The sequence below is a fragment of the Aquabacterium sp. genome (assembly GCF_050725395.1).
Classification (GTDB): Bacteria; Pseudomonadota; Gammaproteobacteria; order Burkholderiales; family Burkholderiaceae_C; genus Aquabacterium.
This window is the reverse complement of record NZ_JBOHHL010000003.1, coordinates 107,550-130,908: the sequence shown is the minus strand read 5'-3', so window position 1 is coordinate 130,908 and position 23,359 is coordinate 107,550. Positions and strand designations below refer to the sequence as shown.

Below are 23,359 nucleotides of genomic sequence, written 5' to 3'. Positions count from 1 at the left end.
GCTTTTGTGGCAATTTATGCGGTGCGCTGTTTGATTTGTGATCAGCCTCAAGATTGCTGCCTACACTGTGCACATGCTTCCCAAGACACTGGCGCTCGTCGACGACGATGACGAATACACCGAATTCCTGTCCCAGCACCTCAGGGAGCAGGGCATCGAGGTGTCCGTGTTCCAAGACAGCACCGATCTGCTGGCCGATCCGGGGGCCTACGAGTACAACTTCTACCTGTGCGACCTGTCCTTGCCGGGCATCGACGGCGTCGACTTGATCAAGGTGCTCCGCCGGCGGACCGAGGCGGGGGTGGTGGTCGTGTCGGGCCGGCTCGCGCCGGATGTGTTCAAGCAGGTGATGACCGCCGGTGCCGACATGTACCTGGCCAAGCCCGTGCAGTTCGATCAGGTGGTCTTGGCGATCAGTGCCGTCCAACGCCGGGCTGGGGCGGGCCAGGCGTCCACACCCACCTGGAAACTGGACCGGCGCGCCCACAGCCTGATTGCCCCGGACGGCGTTCAGATCGAGCTGAGCGAAACCGACCTGGCTTTGATGGAGTGCTTTGTGGATGCCGCCGGCGAAGTCGTGCCGCGTGAGCTCATCCTGCGCAAGCTGGGCAAAGAGGGGGAGAGCAGCACCGACGGCCTGAACGCCACCATCTACCGCCTGCGCCGGCGCATTGAAAAAGCCACGCCGGCCTTGGTGCCCTTGCAGTCCAAATCAGGCGTGGGCTATGTGTTCAAGGCCGAGCTGAAGGCTCACTGAGCCACTTCCAGGATCAACTGCAAGGTGCTGCCCTGAGGCGTGTTGCGCACGAGATCGACGCGGGCGCCATGCAGTTCCATCACCCGGCGCACGATGTAGAGCCCGAGCCCGTGCCCTTTGACCACGCCAGCATGCCGGCCCCGGACGCCGCGTTGGAACATCCGCGGCGTCAACTCGGCGTCAAAGCCCGGCCCGGCGTCTTCCACCTCGATCACCAGGGCCAGCGGCTCGTCCCAATCCAGCAGGCGGACGATCACTTTGGTGTCGGGAGGGCTGTATTTCAAGGCATTCAGCAACAGGTTGCGCAAGGCCAGCCGCATGAGCCCCATGTCTGCCTGCACGGTGCGGGTGCTGGCCAGGCGCTCCACCTGGATGCGGTGCCGCGCGTGCGAGGGCACGTCCGCCACGGCCACGGCCACCAGGGTGTCCACGTCGGTGTCGGCCAGCTCGATGGCGTCCTTGCTGGCCAGCAGTGCTGCCGAAGCCAGGGTGTTGTCGATGTTGGCCATCACTTGGCTCATGACCCCCTGTGCCCGCCCAAGCCTGTCCAAGGCGGCAGCGTCGTGGGTGTTCTGCAAGGCTGCGCTGGCACTTTGCAGCGCGGCCGAGGCATTGTTCAAGGGCTGACGCACTTCGTGGGTCAGCACATCGAGCATTTCCTCTCGCTCGCTCAACAGCTTCTTCAGTTCATGCGCATGCCGCTCCACCTGGTGGCGAAGTTCTTGTTCACGTTTCAGTTCGGCCTTGTGCTTCAGGCGTTCGCTGATGTCCTGCACAGCGCCCACCAAGCGCACCGGCCGTCCTTGCGCGAACTCGAACTCTCCCGCCAGCCGCACCCACATCAGGCGGTCAGTCGGCGTGCTCAGGCAGACCTCCAGGTCCAGTGGGTCGCCCTTCGATGCAAGTTGGGCCACCGCCTGGCGCAGCCTGTCCTGGCCATCTCCCGTGAGCATGCCCAGGGCCGCTTTTGTGCCCATGACACAGGTTGAACCGAGGTCGAGCAGGCTGCAGGCTTGCTCCGAAAAGTGGATCTGCTGCGAAGCCATCTCGGCCACCCAGCCACCCACGCCCGCGATGCGGCCTGTGCGGTCCAGCAGGGCTTCCTTGGCACGCAGCACTTCCTCGGCTTCTCGCCTGACCGTCAGGGCGCGGTGAATCAGGTCGCGGCGCATGGTCAAGGCCTGGCTCACCATGTCCGCCAGCATGCGCAAGCTGCACGCCTGGAAGTCGGTGAGCTGCTTTTGCGAGCGGTCGATCACACAGAGGGTGCCCGCCTTGGCGCCAGACGGCAGCACGAGGGGGGCACCCGCGTAGAACTTGATGTGCGGCGAACCTGTGACGAGCGGGTTGTCGGAAAACCGGGGGTCCGCGGTCGCGTCGAGGACTTCCATCAAACCGTCTTGATGGATGGCGTGCGCGCAAAACGCCAAGTCCCGCGGCGTCTCTTCCACCCCTTCCAGCCCCACATTGGCCTTGAACCACTGGCGCTCTTCGTCGACGAGGCTGATCAGGGCGATGGGCGTGCCGCAGATCTCCGACGCCATCCTGGTGATGCTGTCGAACAAAGGCTCGGGTGGGCTGTCGAGCACGATCAGGTCTTTCAAAGCCGCGATTCGCCGGGCTTCTGCGTCTTCAGGCGCGGGGAGGTCGCTCATGAGTCCCATTCCGTCAATAGGCTGATGGGCGTATTCTGCGCTAGTCGGTGGCATTGGATGCCATCGGACGTCTAATTGGGCCGGTCACACGAGACATTGGCTGCAACCCGCATGGATGCTGGGTTTGCGCTGTTCGTGTTTTGAGTTACCCCCAAAGTTACCCCTGCTTGAGTCTGTCTGTTACCTAGGCTATGTAGTGATGGGTACCCGGCGAGAAATGGGTAAGGGCCTCTGGCAAATAAAAAGCCCCGCCTAAGCGGGGCCGAGGGGCTACGGGCCGCAGCCCGAGTTCTCCCAACTCAGGGTGCTGCCGTGGTCGTCGTGCCGACCTGGTTGCGCGCATTGCCAAAGGCATCCAGCACAGCACTGTTCAAATACTGCGAAGAATCACTGCCCAGTGTTGACCAGATATAGCTGCCGCCACGACGGCACGTTGGATCGTCATCGCCGTGGTCATATGAGTACAAGCCAAGGGCTGTGACGCCTTCTTCATGCATTGTCATCGTGGCCTGGAACATGGCGTCGGCCTTGTCCCCATTAGCCAGATCATCCAACGTCTGGCCAGGGCCAACACGGCCATAAGCCGGGGTGGTGCTCCATGTGCAACGGTTCAAACCGAACTCGGTCACGGCCAATTTCTTAGCCGAGATGCCGTACTGCTGGCTGCGCACCTTCAGTAAACGCAGTGCCTGGTTCAGGCTTTGCGTCGCGTATGGCTTGCTGTGCGTGTCGTTGCTCAGCCTGCTGTAGATGTGCGCGCCAACCCAGTCGCAGTAGTTGGTGATGGGATTGCCTGCCGATGTCTTGGCGCTGTAGACATAGCCGGCGGTGTAGGGGCTGTCAGCTTGCGGGCAGATCACGGGGATGCTTGAGTCGATGGCCTTGGTGCCCTCATAAACCTTCTGGCAGATGTCGGCCAGTTGGGTGGACAGAGGTACATTTGGCTTGCTTGGGTCACCCGAGAACATGTCGCGGCTGTTGGGTTCGTTCCAGCACTCCACCGCAAAGACGCGGCCACTCAGGTGCGACACCGTGGCTTCTACGGCTTGCCTGAACACGTTCAAGTCCTTAGGTGCCGCTGAGATGCCAGGAGCGTCAGTTCCCCAGGCATTGCTGATCAGCGTTGGATTGGAGCTGGCCGCCGTGGGTGAACCGAAGAAGGTCAGCAGCAGCTTGCGCTGGCCCGTTGCCGCGAACTTGTTCGCCCAGGCGTCCAGATCAATCCAGCGGTTGGGGTCGGTCGTATTAAGCGAGCCATCGGGGTTGACGTTCCACCACGGCTTCCACAGCTTGTCGCTGGCCAGCGAGCGCACGAACTTGTAGGTGCCATAGGGAGCGCCGAACTTGGTGTCGCTTGCGCCAGGGTAGTAGTGGAAGGACATGCCCAAATGCAAGCCGCCCGTAGCGCTCACCGTCACGTTACCGATCCGGTAGCGGTAGTCTGCCGGGTTGGCCCAAAGGTAGTTGACTTCAGCCACGCTGGTTGATGTGGTGCCTAACTGTAGGCCCGGTGCACCGGCTGACGGTGCCACTTTGTAGCGCAGCGTGTAGTCACCGACAGGCATGGAGGCCGCCGACATGTCCAGGATGAAGTTGTCAACGATGCGGCCATACTGGGTGGACCATTCAGTGCTTGCGTGTGACGAGCTTTGCTTGATCACACCCAGGTTGTTGACCACTTCGAGTGTGGAAACATAGGAGCCCGAGAAGCTCTTGCCGATCATCTCGACCGAGACCTTGAAATTCTTGCTGGGGCCGGTGTTCTGCTGGCGGCCCAGGATGGACAGCGGCATGATGCCGTTGCCAGCAGTGACGCCGTTGTCGAGTGTCCAGCTCTTGACGCGCAAGACCACCACGCCGCCGGGCGGGATGTTGTAGGCCGACAAGATGGCGTGTGCTTGCGTGGTGCTGAGGTTTGTGCCCCACGACTTGGTGCCGCCCACCAATTCGGCGCTCACGTTCTGCAGCGTAGTGCGTGCGCCATCAACGACCGATGTTTCACTTTCGAGTTGGCCGTTATAGGTGCTGCCTGCGTACTGGTAGAAGCCGGCGTTGATGAAAACCTCGCTCGGTGCTTGTGCCACCACCAGCCCGATTTTGGAGCGGGCCACGTTGCCAACTGCGATGGCGCGATCAGGGCTGGCGTGCAACGTGTAGTTGCCCATGACCGAGGTGTTATTGCTGATTGTGATGGTGAGGTAAGGGCCGCCAGCAGTCGTATTGTCACGCTGGTAGTTGAGGGTCACCGGTACGGTGCCCCGCTCATCCCAAAAACCAGGTGGCGGAGTCAGCGATGAGGCGGTTGTTGGCGGCAGAAGCGTCGGCATGGCCGGGCTGGCTGCCGCGGTGTAGGTCACATAACTGGGGTTGTCGATCAGCTGGGCCGAGGCACTGGTTGCGGCGGCGGCCGCGACGGCGAGGACAAATACACCTCGCAGTAGGCGCGTAGATACGCGCTTGGAATCTTTCCAAGACATGTTTTTTCTCCCTGATTTATGGATGAACGGGTAGTAGATACAGCCTGCATTACAAGCAGCAACACTGTGGCTCACCTCTGATGTTGCAATTTTAGGGGATTACCCAGGAACCTGGTAGGCGAGGTCCGCGTGCTCACCGCACAGCAGCCTGTTGTCGCCGCTAAGGTTGCCCAGGTACAGGTGGGCAACGCACGGAAGAGGCCAAAGCCGAAAGGCTGACCATGACACGCAAACCAAAACCGCAGCCGTGGCTGTTGCCTCTGGCGTTACTCTCGACGCTCACCTCCGGTTGCTCGACACCCTCGACCGTGTTCGTGCCGACTCCATGCGAGAAAGCTCAACCCGTGCCGGCCTCGCTGCGCAAGTCGCCGCCGCCACCAACAGCCTCGGCGAGTGCAGCGGAAGATATACAGCGGTGGCAAAAGAACGCGACGAGCTCGCGGTCCAGGTGAGTGGCCTACTCGAGCTTGCGCCTTAACCTACCACTGCATGGCGCCCCAGCCGTGCAGCCGGCCCCCGCGCCAATCAAGGTCTTCCGGCGAGCCGCCTACCAGCCATTGCAGCGGGCAGGCGGTGTTGGCATAAAACTTAGCTACTTACGAGTTCTTGTGCAAAACCTTGATGCTTCTCCATCCCAAAACGCCTAGGCCACAAAACACCAACAAATATGTTTCAGGTTCTGGGACGGCATATATATGCCTCCCAATGGCGGTCACACTCAGGATCTTGTCGGAGAGCGGCATGATGTCAAGCAATTGGGCTCCCGTGAAGCCGTGTGACTTCGATACGGGGGCAGTTAGCTTTCCATAGTTACCGAAAGATGCAAGAGTCTCAGGAATAGGAAAGTTGAATTTAAACTCAAATCCGGTGATTTCCGTTCGCAGGTAGTGATGCTCTACTCCGTGACCTGAGGTTGACTGGAACAAAGGAGCTGGGACGAGAAAAGTGGCAGAGTATATTACGTCCTCATCAACGTTGCCTGTGCTCAAACCAATAAGCGAACCTGATAGCCCAGCTGACCAATCTATTCCTATATTGTCAGCGAATGCCGATCCTGCTGTTAATGCAAAAGAAAATATGCCGGCTGTCGCGGCTTTCGCTACGGTCGCAAATGATCGCGAAAGAATTGCAGACTGAATGTTCATGCTCTTGGCTTTCTTTATCCGCCATTGACGGCTCCCCCCATCGACCTTGGCAGGGAGGTCGAAGCCTGCTCACGAATGGCACTCCCTTAATCCTCGCGAGGCAGCAAACGTCTCTGCGGGATTGGCAGTGTGCGAGTTGTTGTGGTGCGCCGCAACCCCCTAGCTTCGCATGGGCCAGACAAGTGATCGCCCGCCTGTCATGACAATGGCAACGCACAAGGGCGATGAGTCCAGGATTGTGATTCCTGTTGTCGTCTTGGCGCTACCGAACACCGGCTTGGAATTTAAAAAGCAGAAATACAATAGTTGTGAGCCACAAAAGCGAGAAGAAAATAGGCGCCCACATTGAGAGCAAAACTCCCAAACTCGCAATTTTGTCACTACCGCCGCCTATGAGACCAGGAAGGTAAGGATGGGGAAGAGTTCCAAACTTTTTCTGCCAAGTGTCTTGAACGGCGCGGATAGAACTGACGGCCGCAAATACAGAACATAGTGCTGCTAGAGCAGTTATTACACCCACAATCGCGAGAGTTATCATAAACGTTCGATACTCATCGTATGTTGGGCCCATTGCGTCCAGCGACAATCCTCTCGCCTGGAGTTTTTCTGCAACTTCGAATTTTTTCTGATAAGAAAACCCGAATGTTGCAATAAGAAATGATTGAACAGTGATCAACCATGTTGTACGATGGTTGATGAGCGAGTCCTCATGTTGAATATAATCGCGATGTATTTTGTAGATTTCTGCGGGAGTTAATTCTTTTTCTGGCGTAAAACTCCGCTCTACCGCTGTATTCATAGGGCCTCCCAGATTGCTCAATGTTACAAGCATCATCTATGCTGGCTATGGCGACGGCAACCCCTGATTTACGGTGGATAAGATGCGCTGAAGATCAATTGAGCGCTACGCTTGCTCCAGTTGCGGTGTTGGTCACCTGGATGTGAGGCATGAACGCTGACTTAAGGCCCCGCATGCCATGAATCACTGGTCTCCAGTCGCCCCTGTCAATGGCCAGCCAACATACCTAGCAACTTCTTGTAGGGCGTCCCAAGTTTCAGATGATCGCAGGGACCATCTCCTGGTATGGCCCATATACCAACCCTTCTCAAAACTTGAGCCAAGCCGATCGTTTACCTCTCCCAGCTCTTCAACTGATAGTTCTGTCCGTTCTCGGCTGGCGGGCCTTGGTAGCTTGCAACCCAAGCATGCGAGATATGCACTGGCTCCGCAGATGAGGATGACCCTACCCGCCGGCACGCGACCCGACGCAGCGCTTCTGGGTGGTCAAGGCCGAGGGCGACCCATCGTTCTACAACAAGTGCGAGTCCTCTTATGGGATCGTGGCCGAGAACGCGCTGTTGCCGATCGGTGGGGCAGGGGTGATGGACCTGGTGGCCGCGGAGCGCGAGACAGCCGACGTTTGCTGAAGTACGCCTTGGTGATCCGGGTTCGAGTCCGGCCCGGGGACTCGAACCTGCATTCCTAGGGCAGCGGATTTTGAATCCGTGGCGGCTGCCTGGGCCCGGGATCCTGTCCGACAGAGCAATTGCCTTCTAAGCAACTGCTCGCCCTTTGGCATCGCAGAACCCCTTAGCGTGGTCTTTTGTAACTCTGTAGAATTACTTCTGTCGCTGAGCGACCAGTGACCAGGCTTCACCTCCCTGAGCCTGTGTGCTTCGGCGCATTGCCGCTTGGTTTACTCCAGGCGGCTTTTTATTGCCCGTCCGGCGTCAAAGTTCGATTCTCCCAGCAGGAATCGAACCTGTACTCGCGAAGTCTGCTGCGGGCATTGACCTGTTGCTTAGAAGGCAATTGGTCGGAGGGACTCGAACCATCCGGGCAGAAGTTGGAGCAGAGGACTCATAAACCTCTGGTCGGAGGCGAGGGCAGCGGACTCTTGATCGGTGCGAATTTCGGTGCGAAATCGGTGCGAATCGAACGCCAATGAGCGCTAATCTGGGACAAAAAAGAAGGCCAGCGCTGACTGTCTGTCATAGGCGCTGGCCGTCTTGAATGGTGGAGCCGGGGGGAATTGAACCCCCGTCCGCAAACCATCACCGAGCAGTTCTACATGTGTAGCCGTCTGATTTGGATCTCACGGACTCTGTCGCGCAGCGGCACGCTACAGAATCCGCCAGTCACTTAATCTCGTTCTCTACCGAGTGACCCGGCAGAGAACCAGCCAATGTGTATGACCTCACAGTCCTTGTCTTGCGACGCAGACCCAGCCCATCGGCCAACTGTTGTGAGGCTCACCGGTGTTAAGCGGCGAGTGCGAACGTTTGATCGTTTGCAGTTACTTTGTTTCCAGCCAGATTTACGAGCAAACTGGAGCTCGACATGCCCTACTTCGGATCCGCATCCACGTCGAAACCTGGTCGGCCCCTGAAAAAGGTCCCTCATTGTAGGCGCTATCGTCCGAGCGTGCATGGGGGGCTGTCCGAAACCCCTTCCGAAAAGCTTGATTCACGCGCTCAGCCATGGTGAGATGGCGGCCCTCGGTCACCACCTCACCCAAGGAGCCCTGTCATGCACCCTTGCCTCACCGGAGCCTTTTGTGCTTTGTTGTTCGTCAGCCTGGGGGCACAAGCCCGCATGGCCTCATTCACCGCGGTGCTGAACGGTGCCCAGGTCATTGGCGGCGGCGACCCGACCGCCACGGGCCAAGCCTGGATCACGATTGACCATGACCTCAACCACCTGGAATACGAGATCAGCTTCACCGGATTGGGCAATGGCTTCGACACCCTGGTGGCGGAGCACATTCACGAGGGTGTGGCCGGGACAACGGGCCGGGCCCTGTTCAGCCTGAACGTGAGCGGGCTGAGCGGGCATGGCCGTTTCAAGGGTGGGTTCACGGGCTTTCCCGCCACCTTGCGCATCACCGAGGCCACGGCCAGCCAGTACTACATCGACCTGCATTCGGAGATGTTCCCGAATGGCGCCATCCGCGGGCAGTTGACCGCGGTGCCCGAGCCCGGGAGCCTGGCACTCCTGCTGGCGGGCGTGGTGGGGATCGCCGGTTGGCGGCGGTGGCCGGCCGCGCGTCAGCTGCGGTAGTCGGCGTTGATGGTGACGTACTCGTGTGAAAAATCGCAGGTCCACACCGTGGTCTCGAACGTGCCTCGGGCCAGGCCCACGCGCACGGTGATTTCACTCTGTTTCATCACGCGTTGGCCGTCTTCTTCGCGGTAGGCGGGGTGGCGTCCGCCTTTGGTCACCACGTGCACGTCGTCCAGGTGCAGTTCGATCAGCGTCTGGTCCAGATCGCCAATGCCGGCGTAGCCCACGGCGGCCAAGATGCGGCCCAGGTTCGGATCGCTGGCGAAGAAGGCCGTCTTGACCAAAGGCGAGTGAGCGATGGCGTAGGCCGCCAGCTTGCATTCGTCTTCGGTCTTGCCGCCTTCCACCTTCACGGTGATGAACTTGGTGGCGCCTTCGCCATCGCGCACGATGGCCTGGGCCAGTTGCTGCGACACGGCGATCACGGCGGCGCGCAGGGCTTGGCCCTCGGCACTGTCCAGGCTGGTGATCTCGGCGTGTTCGGCCTGGTTGGTGGCGATCAGCACGAAGGAGTCGTTGGTCGACGTGTCGCCGTCGATGGTGATGCGGTTGAAGGATTGGTCGGCCGCTTCGGTCACCAGGGCCTGCAGCAGCTTGGTCGCGATCTTGGCGTCGGTGGCCAGGAAGCCCAGCATGGTCGCCATGTTGGGGCGGATCATGCCAGCGCCCTTGCTGATGCCGGTGATGGTGACCGTGGCGCCGCCAATGCTGACCTGGCGCGAGGCGGCCTTGGGCAGGGTGTCGGTGGTCATGATGCCTTCGGCGGCCACGCCCCACTGGTCGGCCTTCAGGTCATCGAGCGCGGCGGGCAGGCCGGCCTGGATGCGGTCGTTGGGCAGCGTTTCCATGATCACGCCGGTCGAGAAGGGCAGGACCTGCTCGGGCGCGATGTCGAGGTGGCGGGCCAGGGCCACGCAGGTCGCGTGGGCACGCACCAGGCCGTCTTCGCCGGTGCCGGCGTTGGCGTTGCCGGTGTTGATGAGCAGGGCGCGGATGTCGCTGTTGGCGGCCAGGTGTTTCTGGCACAGCTGCACCGGGGCAGCGCAGAAGCGGTTCTTGGTGAACACGCCGGCCACGGCACTGCCCGGGTCCAGGGTGATGACCGTCAGGTCGCGTCGGTTGGCCTTGCGGACGCCCGCCATGGTGATGCCCAGCTTGACGCCGGGAACAGGGTGCAGGTCTTGGTGGTTGGGGGCGGTCAGGTTGACGGGCATGTGAATAAGCTCCAGCGAAGGCCGTGATTTTCACATGGCCTTGAACTGGTAGGCGTACATCCGGCTGACTTCCAGGGTTTCGGCCCGGCCGCGCAGGTGCACGCGCATGCGGCCGTTGGTGCGGCTGACGCGTTCGATGGCCTTGAGGTTGACCACGGCGCTGCGGTGAACCTGCCAGAAATGCAGGGGATTCAAGCGGGGCACCAGCTCGCGCAATGGGGTGCGGATGAGCACCTCGGCGCCGGCCATGCCGGTGCTGGACGTGATGACGCGGACGTATTTGTCGGCCGCTTCGAAGTACTGCACGTCTTCGATCGGGATCATGAGCAGGCCCGAGCCCATGGCGGCCTGGATCACCGTCAGGGACGTGGTCGGTGCGGCGTCGGCCTGGCGCTCCAGGCTGGCGCTGCGCAGGGCCTCCAGGGTGCCCGCCAGGGCGCCGTCGTCCTGGGCATGGGCGCGCAGTTTGAGCTGGTCTTTCAGGCGCTGGCAGGTGGCGGCCATGCGGGTGGTCTGCACCGGTTTGAGCACGTAGTCGACCGCGGCGCGTTCGAAAGCCGCCAGCGCGTACTGGTCGTAGGCGGTGACGAACACGATCAAGGGCAGGGGCAGCTCCGTGGGCCAGGCTTCGACGATGGCTTCCGCGGCGTCCAGGCCGTCGCGGTCAGGCATGTGGATGTCCAGGAAGAGGACGTCGGGCTGCTCGGCCACGGCGCGTTGCAGGGCTTCGCCGCCGTCCTGCGCTGGGGGCAGCAGGGTCAGCTCTGGCCACAGCCGGGTCAGCATGGTGGCCAGGGCCTGGGCCAGCACGGGTTCGTCTTCGGCGATCAGGGCGGTGGCGTTCATGGCAGGGCAGGGGCTTCTTCGATGAGTTCGGGCCTGGGCAAAGGCACGGGCAGGCGCAGTGACACGTGGGTGCCCGTGCCGGCGGGTTTGGGGGTGAGGCTGAGGCTGGCGCCGCCGTTGTAGAGCGATTGCAAACGATCCCGCACGCAGCTCAAGCCGAAGCCCGCGGTGCTGCGCCTGACCAGTTGGGCGGCTTGCAGCCCGCGTCCGGTGTCGTCCACGCTGAGGATCAGGTGCTCGCCGTCGTGGCTTGCCCGCACGGTCAACTGCCCGCCCTGGCGGCTGGGCTCCAGGCCATGCTGGATGGCGTTCTCGACCAGGGGTTGCAGCAGCATGGGGGGCACGGGCAGGCTGGCCAGGTCGTCGGGCAGTTCCAGCGAGACTTTCAGCCGGGGGCCCATCCGGATCTGCATCAGGGCCAGGTAGTCGGCCACGCGGGTGAACTCTTCCGACAAAGGGTGCGCGGGGATGCGCGTGGCGCTGAGGGTGGCGCGCAGGAAGGCGATCAGGTGGGCCAGCATGTCCTGGGCACGGGCCGGGTCGCTGGCGATGAGCGCGTGCAGGTTGGCCAGGGTGTTGAACAGCATGTGCGGCTCGAGCTGGGCTTGCAGCAATTGCAACTGGGCCTCGACCGCCTGCCGCTGCGCGGCTTCGGCGCGCACTTCGCTGGCGGCCAAGCGCACGCGCAGGTAGTCCACGGTGAAGGTGACCAGGGCCGAGCTGTAGCACAGCACCATCGACACGCCGATGGGGGGGCGCTGGTCGGGCACAGGCAAGGGCCAGGGCAGGTGCAACGCGGCCTGGGCCATGGCCACGCCCATGACGCAGGCCACCGGGATGCCGAAGAGGATGCACAGCACGATCGCGGGCCAGCCCACCAGGCCGTACACGCCGCTTCGGTCGAAGCGCTGGCGTGCGTCGGGCAGTTGCTTCCAGCGGCGGCGGGCTTCGCTCAGCCACACGATGCCCAGCAAGGTCCAGCACCAATACCCCAGGCACAAGGCGTAGGTCATGTTGATGAGGAAGCCGTAGCGGTGGGGGGAGTCGCGGCCCAGGGCCCACTCCATGGCCCACATCACCAGCGCGATGGACACGCTCCACAGCAGGTTGAAGCGCCCGGTCCGGGGGATGGAGCCGTGGACGATCAGGTCGCTGGGGTATTCGCTGTCGGACATGGCCTGAGTTCTACCTCAAAAACCGCAGCCACTCCACGTGTTGCACGATCAGCGGCCCGAAGCCCACGATCGCCAGGCTGACGGACATGACCGCGATGGGCAGCAGCCAGCGCTCGTAGCGTTGCAGGAAGCCGGCATTCTGGACCTCGTGGTCGGAGGCGTCGATCTGGTCTTCGCCGACCACCTGGCGCGTGAGCAACTGGTTGAGCGCCACCGGCGGCAGCAGGTAGCCCAGCTCGAAGGCCACCAGCACCATCATCCAGAAGTGCACCGGGTCGATGCCATTGCGGTAGGCGATGGGTGCCAGCGTGCCCGACACCAGGAAAATGGCGCCGATGGGTTCCATGAACATGCCCAGCACGACCTTGGCGATCATCAGGAAAGCCATGGCCGCCCAGACGCTGGAGAAATGGTGCGGGGCGAGCTCGATGATCTCCGAACGCTCGACCACACCGCCCACGGTTTGCGACAGCATCATCAGGCCGATGTAGGCGCCGATGTGCGAGACGGTCTCGGTGGTGGCCACGCGGATGGAGGCCTCGACACCGATCTGCCGATGCGCCGCGTAGCTGGGTTGACCGGACGCGGTTTTGACCTGGCTTCGCGAGGCCAGGATCTTGTCCAGCGTCAGCACCACGATCATCATCACCGGGATGATGGTGGGGGCCGAGATCTCGTTCAACGGTGTTTCAAGCGCGAGGCTGTAAAAGCCCACCACCACGCCCATCGCGGCCACGTGGGGCAGCAGGGGCACGATCTGGCGCAGCATCTCGGGCACCGCGATGCGGGCGGGGGTGATGTTCACGCGCTGCGTGCGCCGCATCTGCGAGGCGATGAAGAACATGGTCGAGGTCAGCACGAACACGTAGCCGCCCCAGTGGAAGAGCTGGTCCGACGTCACCTCTTTGTTGAGCATGGTGATGCCCACCACCAGCAGGCTGGGCCGCAGCACCACGCCCAGCGAGCCCGACATGGCCGTGGCCGCCAGCGCATATTGGCTGCTGCCGCCCACGGCGCGCACCTCGTGGTAAATGATGGCGCCTGCCGCGATCACGAACACCCCTGAAGCGCCCGAATAGGCGGTGGGCAGCGCGGCGGCCAGCAGGATCAGGTAGGTCAGCAGCTCCGGCGAGAACTTCCAGGGCCTCAGGGTGTTCATGAACAGGTCGACCAGGCGGCTTTGCTTGAGCAGCATGCCAGCCCAGATGTAGAGCGCCAACTGCAAGGGCAGGTTGGGGATGTCCATCAGCTTGCTGACGTAGATGGCCAGGCCTGATGGGTGGTCATGCAGCAAAAAGTAGGCGCCGGCGATGAGGCCCATGCTGGCGAACAGGGGCATGGACTGCAAGGATTCGCCCCAGGTGCCCAGCCCCTTGGTGCCTTCCGTGATGGGCTTGAACACGCGGTAGGCGCTGATCACCAGGAGCACGCCGAACAGCAGCATCCACAGGTAATAGAGCAGGGGCGATTCCAATGGCACGCCCGCATCGACCGAGACCTGGTGGTAGCGGATGGCCGACATGAAGAGCAAGGCCGAGGCCATCGTCATCGTGATCGCCTGCATGCGGAAGTCGCGCTCGAACTTGGGTGGACGCAGGCAGATGTGGTGAAAGCCCAGCGTGGTGGCGATGGACGTGACCGTCAGCAGCAACAGCAAGATCAGTGGACGGTTTTCGCTGCCAAAGTGGAAGAGGCCGAAGAAGCTGGTTTCCACCGTGCGGTAGGCCACCACGGCCGGGGTGATGTGCTTGACCACCTGCTCGTACAGGGTGTGCCGAGCCTGGCACTGCGCCACCGTGGACCCGACCGACTGGCGCAGCAGGGCCGGGTCCATGGCCTGTTCGGCGAACAGGCCGTCGATGTCGTCGTCGACCGCGCTTTGGCGGGATCGTTCGGCCTGCAGGCGCGTGACTTCGGCGTCGACGTTCAGTTGCGGGTTGCAGGTCGGGCGAACCGGGTCGGCCCGCATCATGAAGTACTGGACGTGGCCCCGGTCATCGTGGAAAAGGATCTCGCCAAACTTCAGCAGCTGGCCGTGGATCATCTCGCCGGTGCCGATCACCAGGATCAGCAGCAGCAAGGTGATGGTGGGCAAGCTGATCAGCCACTCGGAGGCGGTTCGCCCCAGTAGCCTGGGCATGGCCAGGGCAGGCGTGCTTGTCGTCGTCGTCATGGGTGGTGTCTCCTGGCGAGGGCGCATCGAGGCGCCGTCTCTTGTGTGTGTTTCGCCAGGGCAATATAGAGAGACGTGGGGGCGGGTTCCAGCGCCTTGGGACGAACGACCGCTGTGTGTCGCGAACGGCACCTGTGTGTCGTGAACGAAAAAAAAGGGCCCCGAAGGGCCCTCGTTCTGAACGCGCGATGTCAGCTCACGCCAGCTTGCCGTGGCAGGCCTTGTACTTCAGGCCGCTGCCGCAGGGGCAGGGATCGTTGCGGCCCACGCGTGGCACGGCGTCGGCCAGGTTGCGGCCTTCTTCGGTTTCCGTGGCCACGCTGCCATCCTCGTTGGGGTGGGTATAGGTGACATTGGAGATGGACTCGCCCTGCTGCTCGATGGCCTGGGCCGCCAGCGTCGCTTCTTCCTGGCTTTGGATGCGCACGGTCATCAATTGGCGCGTCACGTTCATCTTGATGACGTCGAGCAGTTGGCCGAAGAGCTCGAAGGCCTCGCGCTTGTACTCTTGCTTGGGGTTCTTCTGGGCGTAGCCGCGCAGGTGGATGCCCTGGCGCAGGTAGTCCAGCGCCGAGAGGTGCTCGCGCCAGTGGCTGTCGATGGCCTGCAGCAGCACCATGCGCTCGAAGGAGGCGAACTGGTCCTTGCCGACCTGGGCCACCTTGGCGTTGTAGACCTCGTCGCCGGCCTGGATGACGCGCTGCAGCACATCGTCGTCGTCGGCGGCGCTGGCCGCGTCGACCCATTTCTTCAGCTCGAGCTCAAGCTGCCATTCGTTCTTGAGCACGGTTTCCAGGCCGGGCAGGTCCCACTGCTCTTCCAGGCTTTCGGCCGGCACGAAGGTGCGCACCACGTCGGTCAGCGCGCCCTTGCGCAGGCTGCTGATCGACTCGGCCACGTCCAGGGATTCGAGGATCTCGTTGCGCTGCTGGTAGATCACTTTGCGCTGGTCGTTCGACACATCGTCGTATTCCAGCAGCTGCTTGCGCATGTCGAAGTTGTGGCCTTCGACCTTGCGCTGCGCGCTTTCGATCGAGCGTGTGACGATGCCGGCCTCGATGGCCTCGCCTTCGGGCATCTTCAGGCGGTCCATGATGGCGCGCACGCGGTCGCCCGCGAAGATGCGCATCAGCTGGTCGTCCAGCGACAGGTAGAAGCGGGTCGAGCCAGGGTCGCCCTGGCGGCCGGCGCGGCCCCGCAACTGGTTGTCGATGCGGCGGGATTCGTGGCGTTCGGTCGCGATGATGCGCAGGCCGCCCAGCTCCTTGACCTTGGCGTTCAGCTCGACCTGCTCGGCCTTCAGGGCCGTGATGCGTTGCTGCTTGGTGGCGTCGTCGAGGGAGGCGTCTTCCTCGATGTTCTGCACCAGCTTCTCGACGTTGCCGCCCAGCACGATGTCGGTGCCGCGGCCCGCCATGTTGGTGGCGATGGTGATCATGCCGGGACGGCCGGCCTGGGCCACGATCTCGGCCTCGCGGGCATGCTGCTTGGCGTTGAGCACCTGGTGCGGGAGCTTCAGCTGCGTCAACATGTTGGCCAGCAGCTCGGAGTTCTCGATGCTGGTGGTGCCAACCAAGGTGGGCTGGCCGCGCTCGTGGCATTCCTTGATGTCTTCGGCGATGGCCTTGTACTTTTCCTGCGCGGTCTTGTAGACCAGGTCGAGCTGGTCCTTGCGCAGCATGATCCGGTTCGGCGGGATCACGATGGTTTCCAGGCCGTAGATTTCCTGGAACTCGTAGGCTTCGGTGTCGGCCGTGCCAGTCATGCCCGACAGCTTGCCGTACATGCGGAAGTAATTCTGGAAGGTAATCGAGGCCAGGGTCTGGTTCTCGGCCTGGATGTCCACGCCTTCCTTGGCTTCGACGGCCTGGTGCAGGCCGTCCGACCAGCGGCGGCCGGACATCAGGCGCCCGGTGAATTCATCGACGATCACGACTTCGCCCTGCTGCACCACGTAGTGCTGGTCCTTGTGGAACAGGTGGTGCGCGCGCAGGGCGGCGTACAGGTGGTGCATCAGGGTGATGTTGGCGGCGTCGTACAGGCTGGCGCCCTCGGCCAGCAGGCCGGCTTCACCCAGCAGGCGCTCGGCGTTCTCGTGGCCGGCTTCGGTCAGGTAGACCTGGCGCGACTTCTCATCGGCGGTGAAGTCGCCGGGTTCGATCACGCCTTCGCCAGTGCGCGGATCGGCCTCGCCGATCTGGCGCTTCAAGTGGGGCACGACCGCGTTGATGCTGATGTACATCGCGGTGTGGTCTTCCGCCTGGCCGCTGATGATCAGTGGCGTGCGGGCTTCGTCGATCAGGATGGAGTCGACTTCGTCCACGATGGCGTAGTTCAGGCCACGCTGCACGCGGTCGGCCAGCTCGTAGACCATGTTGTCGCGCAGGTAGTCGAAGCCGTACTCGTTGTTGGTGCCGTAGGTGATGTCGGAGCCGTAGGCGGCCTGCTTCTCTTCGCGCGACATCTGGGGCAGGTTGATGCCGACCGACAGGCCCAGGAAGTTGTAGAGCTTGCCCATCCACTCGGCGTCACGCCGGGCCAGGTAGTCGTTGACGGTGACCAGGTGCACGCCCTTGCCGGTCAGGGCATTGAGGTAGACGGGCAGGGTGGCGGTCAGCGTCTTGCCCTCACCGGTGCGCATCTCGGCGATCTTGCCGTTGTGCAGGGCCATGCCGCCCAGCATCTGCACGTCGAAGTGGCGCATCTTGAAGACGCGCTTGGAGCCTTCACGGACCACGGCGAAGGCTTCGGGCAGCAGGTCGTCGAGCGATTCGCCCTTGGCCACGCGCTGTTTGAATTCTTCGGTCTTGCCCCGCAGTTGCTCGTCGGTGAGCGGTTCGAAACTGGGCTCCAGGGCGTTGATTTTCTCGACCACGCGCCGGTACTGCTTGAGCAGTCGTTCATTGCGGCTACCGAAAATCGAGGTGAGAAGCTTGGGCAACATGGAGGGTCGTTAGAGAGAACCAGAGCCAAAAAGTGTAGCACCTGGGGCATGTCAAACTTCTGTCAAGGGTTGGCCCCTACAATGGCCCGCCATGAACGCACCCCGCTTCGGCGGCCACCCCGCCTCGTCCAGAAGTACCCCGTGGGCCATCCTGCTCGCGGTGGCGCTGCTGCTCGCGCAATGGGTGGGGATGCTGCACCGGATCGACCATGCCGGTGGCCAGGTCGAGGCTCAGGCGCAAAGCCGTGCCGAAGGCGACTATCCCAACGGTTCGTCGGCATCCCATTCTTGCGTGGTGTTCGATGGTGTCTGCCTGGCCGACCTGCTGCCCACCGCCCTGGTGGACCTGGTGGCGGCGCGTGTGGCGCATGGCCTGCCGTCTGCGGCCGACTTCGCGTCGTGGCACGGCCGCTTCGCCGGCCATTTCCAGCCGCGTGCCCCGCCGGCTGCCTGAAGCTTCCTGCCGGGCCTTGGGCCCGCGCCATTGTTCGACCTCCAGCTTGCCTTCCGCCCCGGCGCTGCTGGCCGCTGATCCGCCGTCTTTCCAGGAATTTTCTTCATGCAGCTCCAACGCACTTTGTTGGCCAGCGCGGTTTTGTCCGCCTTGGCTTCGCTTTCCCTCGCCCAGACCAGCCCGGACGCGCCCGTGCAGGCGGCCCTGCCCACGGTGACCGTCACCGCCACGCCTTTCGGCGCCGCTGAAGGCGCCCAGATCCTCGTGCCCGCCAAGGTGCTGTCGGGCGAGGAGCTCAGGACCAAGCAGGGCGCCTCGCTGGGCGAGACTTTGTCCCACGAATTGGGCGTGTCCGCCTCGGCTTTTGGCGCGGGCGCCTCGCGGCCGATCATCCGAGGACTGGAGGGCTCGCGCGTCAAGATCTTGCAGAACGGCATGGACGTGTCCGACGTGTCCGGTCTGTCGAATGACCACGGCGTGGCGATCGACGGCCCCACCGCGCAGCAGATCGAGATCCTGCGCGGCCCGGCAGCCTTGTTGTACGGTTCGGGCGCCATCGGCGGCCTGGTCAACGTGGTCAACGACCGCATCCCATCGGTGCTGGAGCCGCAGCCCACGGGCGTGGCCGAATTGCGTTACGCCACGGTGGACAAGAGCGGCACGGCGTCTTTGTCGGCCAACGGCTCGGCCGGCGTGATCGGCCTGCACCTGGATGGCAGCGCGCGCGGCGGCAGCGACTACAAGATCCCCGACGAGCGCATCCTGAACGACCCCTCATCGGGCTCGGGGCGCCTGCCCTGGTCGTATGACCGCCAGCGCAGCATCGGCGTGGGCGCGTCCTACATCCAGGACTGGGGACACGTCGGCGCCTCGGTTGGTCAACTGGAAAACCGCTACGGCATCCCGACCGAAGAAGGCGCGCAGATCGACCAGAAGCGCACGCGCTACGACGTGGACACGCTGGTGAACAATCCCTTTGCCGCGTTCGAGACCTTCAAGTTCAAGCTGGGCTACACCGACTACCAGCACGCGGAGCTGGACCTGGGCGGTGTGCCGCAGACCAATTTCAAGAATCAGGCACTGGAATCGCGCTGGGAGCTCACCCACGCGCCCGTGGCCGGCTGGCATGGCACCTTCGGCCTGCAAACCGAGGACAGCAAGTTCTCGGCCCTGAGCGCCGATGGGGGCGCGCTGGACACGGTGCCCGTCACCAAATCGACCTCGGCGGCTGGTTTTTTGGTGGAAGAGCGCGACCTCGGCCCCGTGCGCATGAACGCGGGCCTGCGCTATGAAAACGTCAAGCGCAAGCCCGTGACCGGCGAAGACCGATCCTTCAACCTCACCTCGTATTCGGTGGGGGGGCTGTGGCCCTTCACCCCGGGCTATGGACTGGGCCTGACCGCTTCGGTCGCCGAGCGGGCGCCCGCGACGGAAGAGCTGTACGCGGCCGGCCCGCACGATGCGACCGGCACCTTCGATGTCGGCGATCCGGCGTTCAGGAAAGAGACCTCGCACAACCTCGAGCTGTCGCTGCAGAAAACGCACGGCCTGCTTCGCTGGAAAGCCAATCTGTTCGAGAACCACGTCAAGGACTTCATCCACGGTCAGATCACCGGCAAGCTGGTGGACGAGGATGGCCTGCCTGGCGGGGATCTGCGTGAGCGCGTGTTCAGCCAGGCCGATGCCGTGATCCGCGGGGCGGAGGCCGAACTGAGCTACAACCTGCGAGGCCCGGGCGTGTCGTGGCGCGGCTTTGCTGACACGTCACGTGGTTCACTCAAGGACGGTGGCAGCCTGCCCTTGCAGCCTGCCACGCGCTTTGGCGCCGACATTGGTTTCAAGCAAGGCCCGTGGCGCACCGGCGCGTCGGTGGTCCATGCCCAGGCCCAGGATCGCCTGGCCGCCTCGGAAACGCGCACACCGTCTTACACCCAGCTCGACGCCAACCTGTCGTACACGCAGCGCATCGGCAGCAACGACGTGACCTGGTTCGCCCTGGCCAAGAACCTGCTGAACGAGGACATCCGATTGTCGACCTCGGTGATCAAGGACGTGTCGCCCTTGCCGGGTCGCAACTTCACCGTGGGTGTGCGGACGCAGTTCTGACGGCGGGAGCCTGCGGGCCCGCCGCGCGAGGGGCCTCGCCTTTGCCCGCCAGGAACTTGGCGGGGTTCTGCTGCACCCCCTCCACCAGCACCTCGAAGTGCAGGTGCGGGCCGGTGGAGCGGCCGGTGGTGCCCACCTCGGCGATGGGCTGGCCGCGTTTGACCAGGTCGCCCTGGTGCACCAGCATTTTGGAAGTGTGCGCATAGCGCGTCACCAGGCCATTGCCGTGGTCCAGTTCCACCAGGAGGCCGTACTGAGGATGCGGCCCCGCCGACAACACCACGCCGCCGGCGGCCGCGTTGATGGTCGTGCCAACGTCGGCCGGAAAATCCAAGCCCGTGTGCAAGGCGGGCGCGCGGGTGAAGGGATCGGTGCGGAAGCCGAAGCCCGAGCCCACGGGCCCATCCAGGGGGGCGCTGCTGGGCACCATCAGGGATTCCAGCCGCTTTTCAAACAGGCGTGATTCGATCAGGGTGAGCACGTCGGCGTTGCGGTCGCTCAAGGCGCCCATCTGCGTCACCTGAAGGTTCAAGGCTTCCAGCGTGGTGCTGGAGGGGGTGGCGGCCTGGCGCAAGGGCACGAGCGGGCCGCCGCTGGCCGACGAAGGCAGGCCTTCCATGTGCTTGAGCTCTTCGGGTTTGATGCCCGCCATGCCGGCCACGCGTTCGTTGACGGCTTCCAGGCGAAGCAGGCGTGCCTGCATTTCGCCCACGCGTTCGGCCATGGCGTCGAGGTTTTCGCGCATGAAGCGGTCGCGCTGTGCAAGCTCCTTGCGCTCGACGTAGCGCACGGCTTCGGAGATGATTGGCCAGTGCTCGTGGGCGGCTTTCAACACAATGGCGTGGTAAAAGCCCAGAGACGCCAGCATCAGCGGCACCAGCAGGGCCACCACGGCCAGGCCCAGTGTCCAGGGTGTGAACTGCAAGACCCGGGTGCGTGCCAGGGGACTGGTGGTGATCAGAATTTGCATGCGATTTGAACCTTGACCTTTCGCCGACCTGTCAGCCATGAGCCGCAAAACCACCTTCAACTTCAAGCCCAGCGTGCCGGATGTGCCTGGGTTGAGCGCGGCTTTGGCGCGGGCGGCGCCCATGGTGAGCCTGATGCAGCGCTTGCAGGCTTCACAGCAATGCCTGGAGGCCGTGCGGGCTGTCCTGCCAGCCGCCATGGCCGCCCATGTGCGTCCGGGCCCTCTGGACGACGAGGGCTGGACCCTGCTGGCCGCCAATTCGGCCGTCTCGGCCAAGTTGCGCCAACTGCAGCCCCACCTCATGGAGGCGCTGCGTCAAAAGGGGCTCAAGGTTAACGCAATCCGGGTCCGGGTACAAACCCAGTGAAAACACCGGGTTGGCGGTTCGCACCCTGAGGCGTTTTCAGATCCACAAAGGTGGGATCAGGGCCGTCAAGGCCTGGCGTTGGCTCACGGCCTTGCCCTGCAGCACGAAGCCCAGCAGCTGATCCGGCTTGCCTTCAGCGGTGAAGCGCGCTTCGAGTCCATCGTCGGTGGTGGTGACCGCCCAGGCCCCCACCGCGTCCAGAGGAGGCGGGCAGACCACGGTGGGGCAAGCCGGTGTCTTCACGACCACGGGCATGGCCGGGTAGGCCACCGGGGTCTTCTGGCCCGCCAGCCCTGCGGCCAAAGCGCGAGATTGCTGCATCAGGGGCAGCACATAAGGCAGGGTGTGGCCGTCCACTTCGGCGCAATCGCCCAGGGCATAGACGTGCTCGGCGCTGGTGGCCAGGTGGCGGTCCACCACGATGCCGCGGTTGACTTGCAAGCCAGCGCTGGCCGCCATGGCGGTGCGCGGCTTGAGGCCAATGGCGGACAGGACCAGGTCGGTCTTGAAGGTCGAACCATCGGTGAGCGTCACTTGCAGGCCCCCGCCGTCGGTGGCCAGGTCAACCGATTGCACGGCCACGCCAAAGCGGAACTTCGCGCCCGCGGCTTCCAGGTGGGCCTGCAGGCGCAGGCTGGCGGCTTCGGGCAGCAGGCGGCCCAGGGCGCGATCGGCCAGGTCCAGCACGGTGGGTTCGATGCCCCGGTGCAACAGGTCGTTGGCGAACTCGCAGCCGATCAGGCCGGCGCCCAGGATGGTGACGTGCTTGACGCCGTCCGCGTGGTCCAGTGCCTCGGCAAACTTGGCGAAATCATCCAGGTCGTTGACCGACAGCACGCTGTGGGCGGCATTGCCCTGCAGCGGCAGGCGGATCGGGTCGGCACCGAGTGCCAGCACCAGGTCGCGGTAAGGCAGCACCTCGCCGCTGCTGAGCAGGAGGGTGCGGGCTTGCGTGTCCAAGCGCTCGACGGTGCTGTGGGGCAGCACCCGCGCGTTGATCTCGGCGCCGATCTTGTCCGCAGGCTTCATCACCAGCGTGGCGGCTGTTTTTTTGCCAGCCAGCGCGTTGGACAGCATGGGCTTGGAATAGAACCCTGCGTGGTCGCGGCTGACCACCGCGATGGGCACCTGCGCGTCCAGTTTGCGCAACTCGCGGGCCACGTTGTAGCCCGCCAGGCCCGAACCAATGATGACAACCGAATCAGACGACATGGCTTAGATCTCGATCATCTCGAAATCGGACTTGCCAACGCCGCAGTCGGGGCAGGTCCAGGTGTCGGGCACATCGGCCCACGCGGTGCCCGCGGCGATGCCCTCGGCGGGCAAGCCAGCGGCTTCGTCATACACAAAACCGCAAACGACGCATTGGAAGGTCTTCATCTCAACAACTTTCAAAAACAGGGGGTGGATTCTGAGGCATGGCGTGCGGGCAGTCGGGAAGCCTGCACGTCAAAAAGGCGGTCTTGCTGCCAAAAGGGATGATTTTCGGTCATGCAGCAAGCTTGTCCAACACCGCCTGGTAGGCATTGGCGTGACGTTCTTCCACTTTGGCGAGCGCAGCGAAGCGTTTCGCGGCTTTTTCCAACACGGCTTTGAACTGTGCGGCGTGTTCCTTCGACTCTTCGATCTGCTCATCGATCTCCTTGACGGCGGCATCATGCCCCTCGGCCACCGCGGCGTTGCGAAAGCCGGGGTACATGGTGGTGTACTCGTAGGTCTCCCCCTCGATGGCGAACTGAAGCGCCTTGGCTGGCGTCATGTGGGCCTTGGGGAAAAGCAAGTCCAGGTGGCCGAAGGCGTGCATCACCTCCTGGTTGGCGGTTTCCTCAAAGTGACGGGCGGTTTCCTCGTCGCCCATTTCGCGGCTGAGCTTGGCGAAATAGCGGTACTTGATGTGCGCCATCGATTCACCAGCAAAGGCGGCTTCGAGGTTCTGGATGGTGACCGAGGCGGGATCGTGGAAGGGGCTGGCCATGAAAAGGTCCTTTCTTTTGCGGGTGAGCTTGGCGTGG

19 protein-coding genes and 1 other RNA gene are annotated in these 23,359 nt (G+C 63.2%); 6 read left to right on the top strand and 14 right to left on the bottom strand.

All coding sequences use genetic code 11. The annotated features are described in order from the left end of the window. The first annotated feature begins 73 nt into the window (after nucleotides 1–73). Nucleotides 74–757, top strand: coding sequence for a response regulator transcription factor (locus ACREB4_RS03260; RefSeq protein ID WP_431586757.1), 684 nt, complete (start codon nucleotides 74–76; stop codon nucleotides 755–757). Here ACREB4_RS03260 and ACREB4_RS03255 read toward each other — a convergent pair. From ACREB4_RS03255 to ACREB4_RS03240, 4 genes are all read right to left on the bottom strand, one after another. Further along, entirely contained in the window at nucleotides 751–2,412 is a 1,662-nt protein-coding gene (locus ACREB4_RS03255) for an ATP-binding protein (RefSeq protein ID WP_431586756.1), read from the bottom strand. The genes ACREB4_RS03260 and ACREB4_RS03255 overlap by 7 nt on opposite strands. Nucleotides 2,413–2,711: 299 nt before the next feature. Further along, nucleotides 2,712–4,889 carry a hypothetical protein gene (locus tag ACREB4_RS03250; protein WP_431586755.1) on the bottom strand — a complete coding sequence of 726 codons (2,178 nt, stop codon included), beginning with the start codon at nucleotides 4,887–4,889 and terminating at the stop codon, nucleotides 2,712–2,714. Between the two features lie 596 nt (nucleotides 4,890–5,485). Further along, complete coding sequence (locus tag ACREB4_RS03245) at nucleotides 5,486–6,034, bottom strand: hypothetical protein (RefSeq protein WP_431586754.1); 549 nt, start codon at nucleotides 6,032–6,034, stop codon at nucleotides 5,486–5,488. Nucleotides 6,035–6,296: 262 nt separating this feature from the next. Then, nucleotides 6,297–6,833, bottom strand: a complete 537-nt coding sequence (locus ACREB4_RS03240; RefSeq protein WP_431586753.1) for a hypothetical protein — start codon at nucleotides 6,831–6,833, stop codon at nucleotides 6,297–6,299. A 482-nt stretch (nucleotides 6,834–7,315) separates the two neighbouring features. Here ACREB4_RS03240 and ACREB4_RS03235 point away from each other — a divergent pair, with 482 nt between their 5' ends. Beyond that, nucleotides 7,316–7,462 (top strand): hypothetical protein, encoded by a 147-nt coding sequence (locus ACREB4_RS03235; protein ID WP_431586752.1) that lies wholly within the window; start codon nucleotides 7,316–7,318, stop codon nucleotides 7,460–7,462. Nucleotides 7,463–8,049: 587 nt separating this feature from the next. Here ACREB4_RS03235 and ssrA read toward each other — a convergent pair. Beyond that, nucleotides 8,050–8,421: a transfer-messenger RNA gene (gene ssrA, locus ACREB4_RS03230) on the bottom strand. 143 nt (nucleotides 8,422–8,564) lie between these two features. On the opposite strand from ssrA, the gene ACREB4_RS03225 reads away from it, so the two are divergent. Beyond that, nucleotides 8,565–9,095, top strand: coding sequence for a CHRD domain-containing protein (locus ACREB4_RS03225; RefSeq protein ID WP_431586751.1), 531 nt, complete (start codon nucleotides 8,565–8,567; stop codon nucleotides 9,093–9,095). Here the strand turns inward: ACREB4_RS03225 and argJ are convergent. From argJ to secA, 5 genes are all read right to left on the bottom strand, one after another. After that, complete coding sequence (argJ, locus tag ACREB4_RS03220; RefSeq protein ID WP_431586750.1) at nucleotides 9,083–10,312, bottom strand: bifunctional glutamate N-acetyltransferase/amino-acid acetyltransferase ArgJ; 1,230 nt, start codon at nucleotides 10,310–10,312, stop codon at nucleotides 9,083–9,085. The genes ACREB4_RS03225 and argJ overlap by 13 nt on opposite strands. Nucleotides 10,313–10,342: 30 nt before the next feature. Then, complete coding sequence (locus ACREB4_RS03215) at nucleotides 10,343–11,158, bottom strand: LytR/AlgR family response regulator transcription factor (protein WP_431586749.1); 816 nt, start codon at nucleotides 11,156–11,158, stop codon at nucleotides 10,343–10,345. Further along, nucleotides 11,155–12,333, bottom strand: a complete 1,179-nt coding sequence (locus tag ACREB4_RS03210) for a sensor histidine kinase (protein WP_431586748.1) — start codon at nucleotides 12,331–12,333, stop codon at nucleotides 11,155–11,157. The genes ACREB4_RS03215 and ACREB4_RS03210 overlap by 4 nt, the downstream gene beginning before the upstream one ends. A 10-nt stretch (nucleotides 12,334–12,343) precedes the next feature. Continuing rightward, nucleotides 12,344–14,506, bottom strand: coding sequence for a TRAP transporter large permease subunit (locus tag ACREB4_RS03205; protein WP_431586747.1), 2,163 nt, complete (start codon nucleotides 14,504–14,506; stop codon nucleotides 12,344–12,346). A 196-nt stretch (nucleotides 14,507–14,702) separates the two neighbouring features. Beyond that, nucleotides 14,703–17,450 carry a preprotein translocase subunit SecA gene (secA, locus tag ACREB4_RS03200; protein WP_431586746.1) on the bottom strand — a complete coding sequence of 916 codons (2,748 nt, stop codon included), beginning with the start codon at nucleotides 17,448–17,450 and terminating at the stop codon, nucleotides 14,703–14,705. Between the two features lie 91 nt (nucleotides 17,451–17,541). Between secA and ACREB4_RS03195 the strand changes: the two genes are divergently transcribed. Both ACREB4_RS03195 and ACREB4_RS03190 read left to right on the top strand, forming a co-directional pair. Next, complete coding sequence (locus ACREB4_RS03195) at nucleotides 17,542–17,904, top strand: hypothetical protein (RefSeq protein WP_431586745.1); 363 nt, start codon at nucleotides 17,542–17,544, stop codon at nucleotides 17,902–17,904. Between the two features lie 105 nt (nucleotides 17,905–18,009). Next, a complete protein-coding gene (locus ACREB4_RS03190; protein ID WP_431586744.1) occupies nucleotides 18,010–20,010 on the top strand; it encodes a TonB-dependent receptor in 2,001 nt (666 codons plus the stop codon). On the opposite strand, the gene ACREB4_RS03185 is transcribed toward ACREB4_RS03190, so the two are convergent. Then, nucleotides 19,982–20,980 (bottom strand): M23 family metallopeptidase, encoded by a 999-nt coding sequence (locus ACREB4_RS03185; protein ID WP_431586743.1) that lies wholly within the window; start codon nucleotides 20,978–20,980, stop codon nucleotides 19,982–19,984. The two genes, ACREB4_RS03190 and ACREB4_RS03185, sit on opposite strands and share 29 nt — an antisense overlap. 37 nt (nucleotides 20,981–21,017) lie before the next feature. Here ACREB4_RS03185 and ACREB4_RS03180 point away from each other — a divergent pair, with 37 nt between their 5' ends. After that, nucleotides 21,018–21,347: a DciA family protein gene (locus ACREB4_RS03180; protein ID WP_431586742.1), complete on the top strand. Its 330-nt coding sequence runs from the start codon at nucleotides 21,018–21,020 to the stop codon at nucleotides 21,345–21,347. Nucleotides 21,348–21,383: 36 nt separating this feature from the next. On the opposite strand, the gene ACREB4_RS03175 is transcribed toward ACREB4_RS03180, so the two are convergent. The 3 genes from ACREB4_RS03175 to ACREB4_RS03165 form a co-directional block, all read right to left on the bottom strand. Further along, complete coding sequence (locus tag ACREB4_RS03175) at nucleotides 21,384–22,559, bottom strand: NAD(P)/FAD-dependent oxidoreductase (RefSeq protein WP_431586741.1); 1,176 nt, start codon at nucleotides 22,557–22,559, stop codon at nucleotides 21,384–21,386. Nucleotides 22,560–22,562: 3 nt separating this feature from the next. Further along, the gene (locus ACREB4_RS03170) at nucleotides 22,563–22,727 is read right to left on the bottom strand and encodes a rubredoxin (protein WP_431586740.1); all 165 of its coding nucleotides are present in this window, start codon (nucleotides 22,725–22,727) and stop codon (nucleotides 22,563–22,565) included. A gap of 109 nt (nucleotides 22,728–22,836) precedes the next feature. After that, the gene (locus ACREB4_RS03165) at nucleotides 22,837–23,322 is read right to left on the bottom strand and encodes a rubrerythrin family protein (protein ID WP_431586739.1); all 486 of its coding nucleotides are present in this window, start codon (nucleotides 23,320–23,322) and stop codon (nucleotides 22,837–22,839) included. Nucleotides 23,323–23,359: the final 37 nt, after the last annotated feature.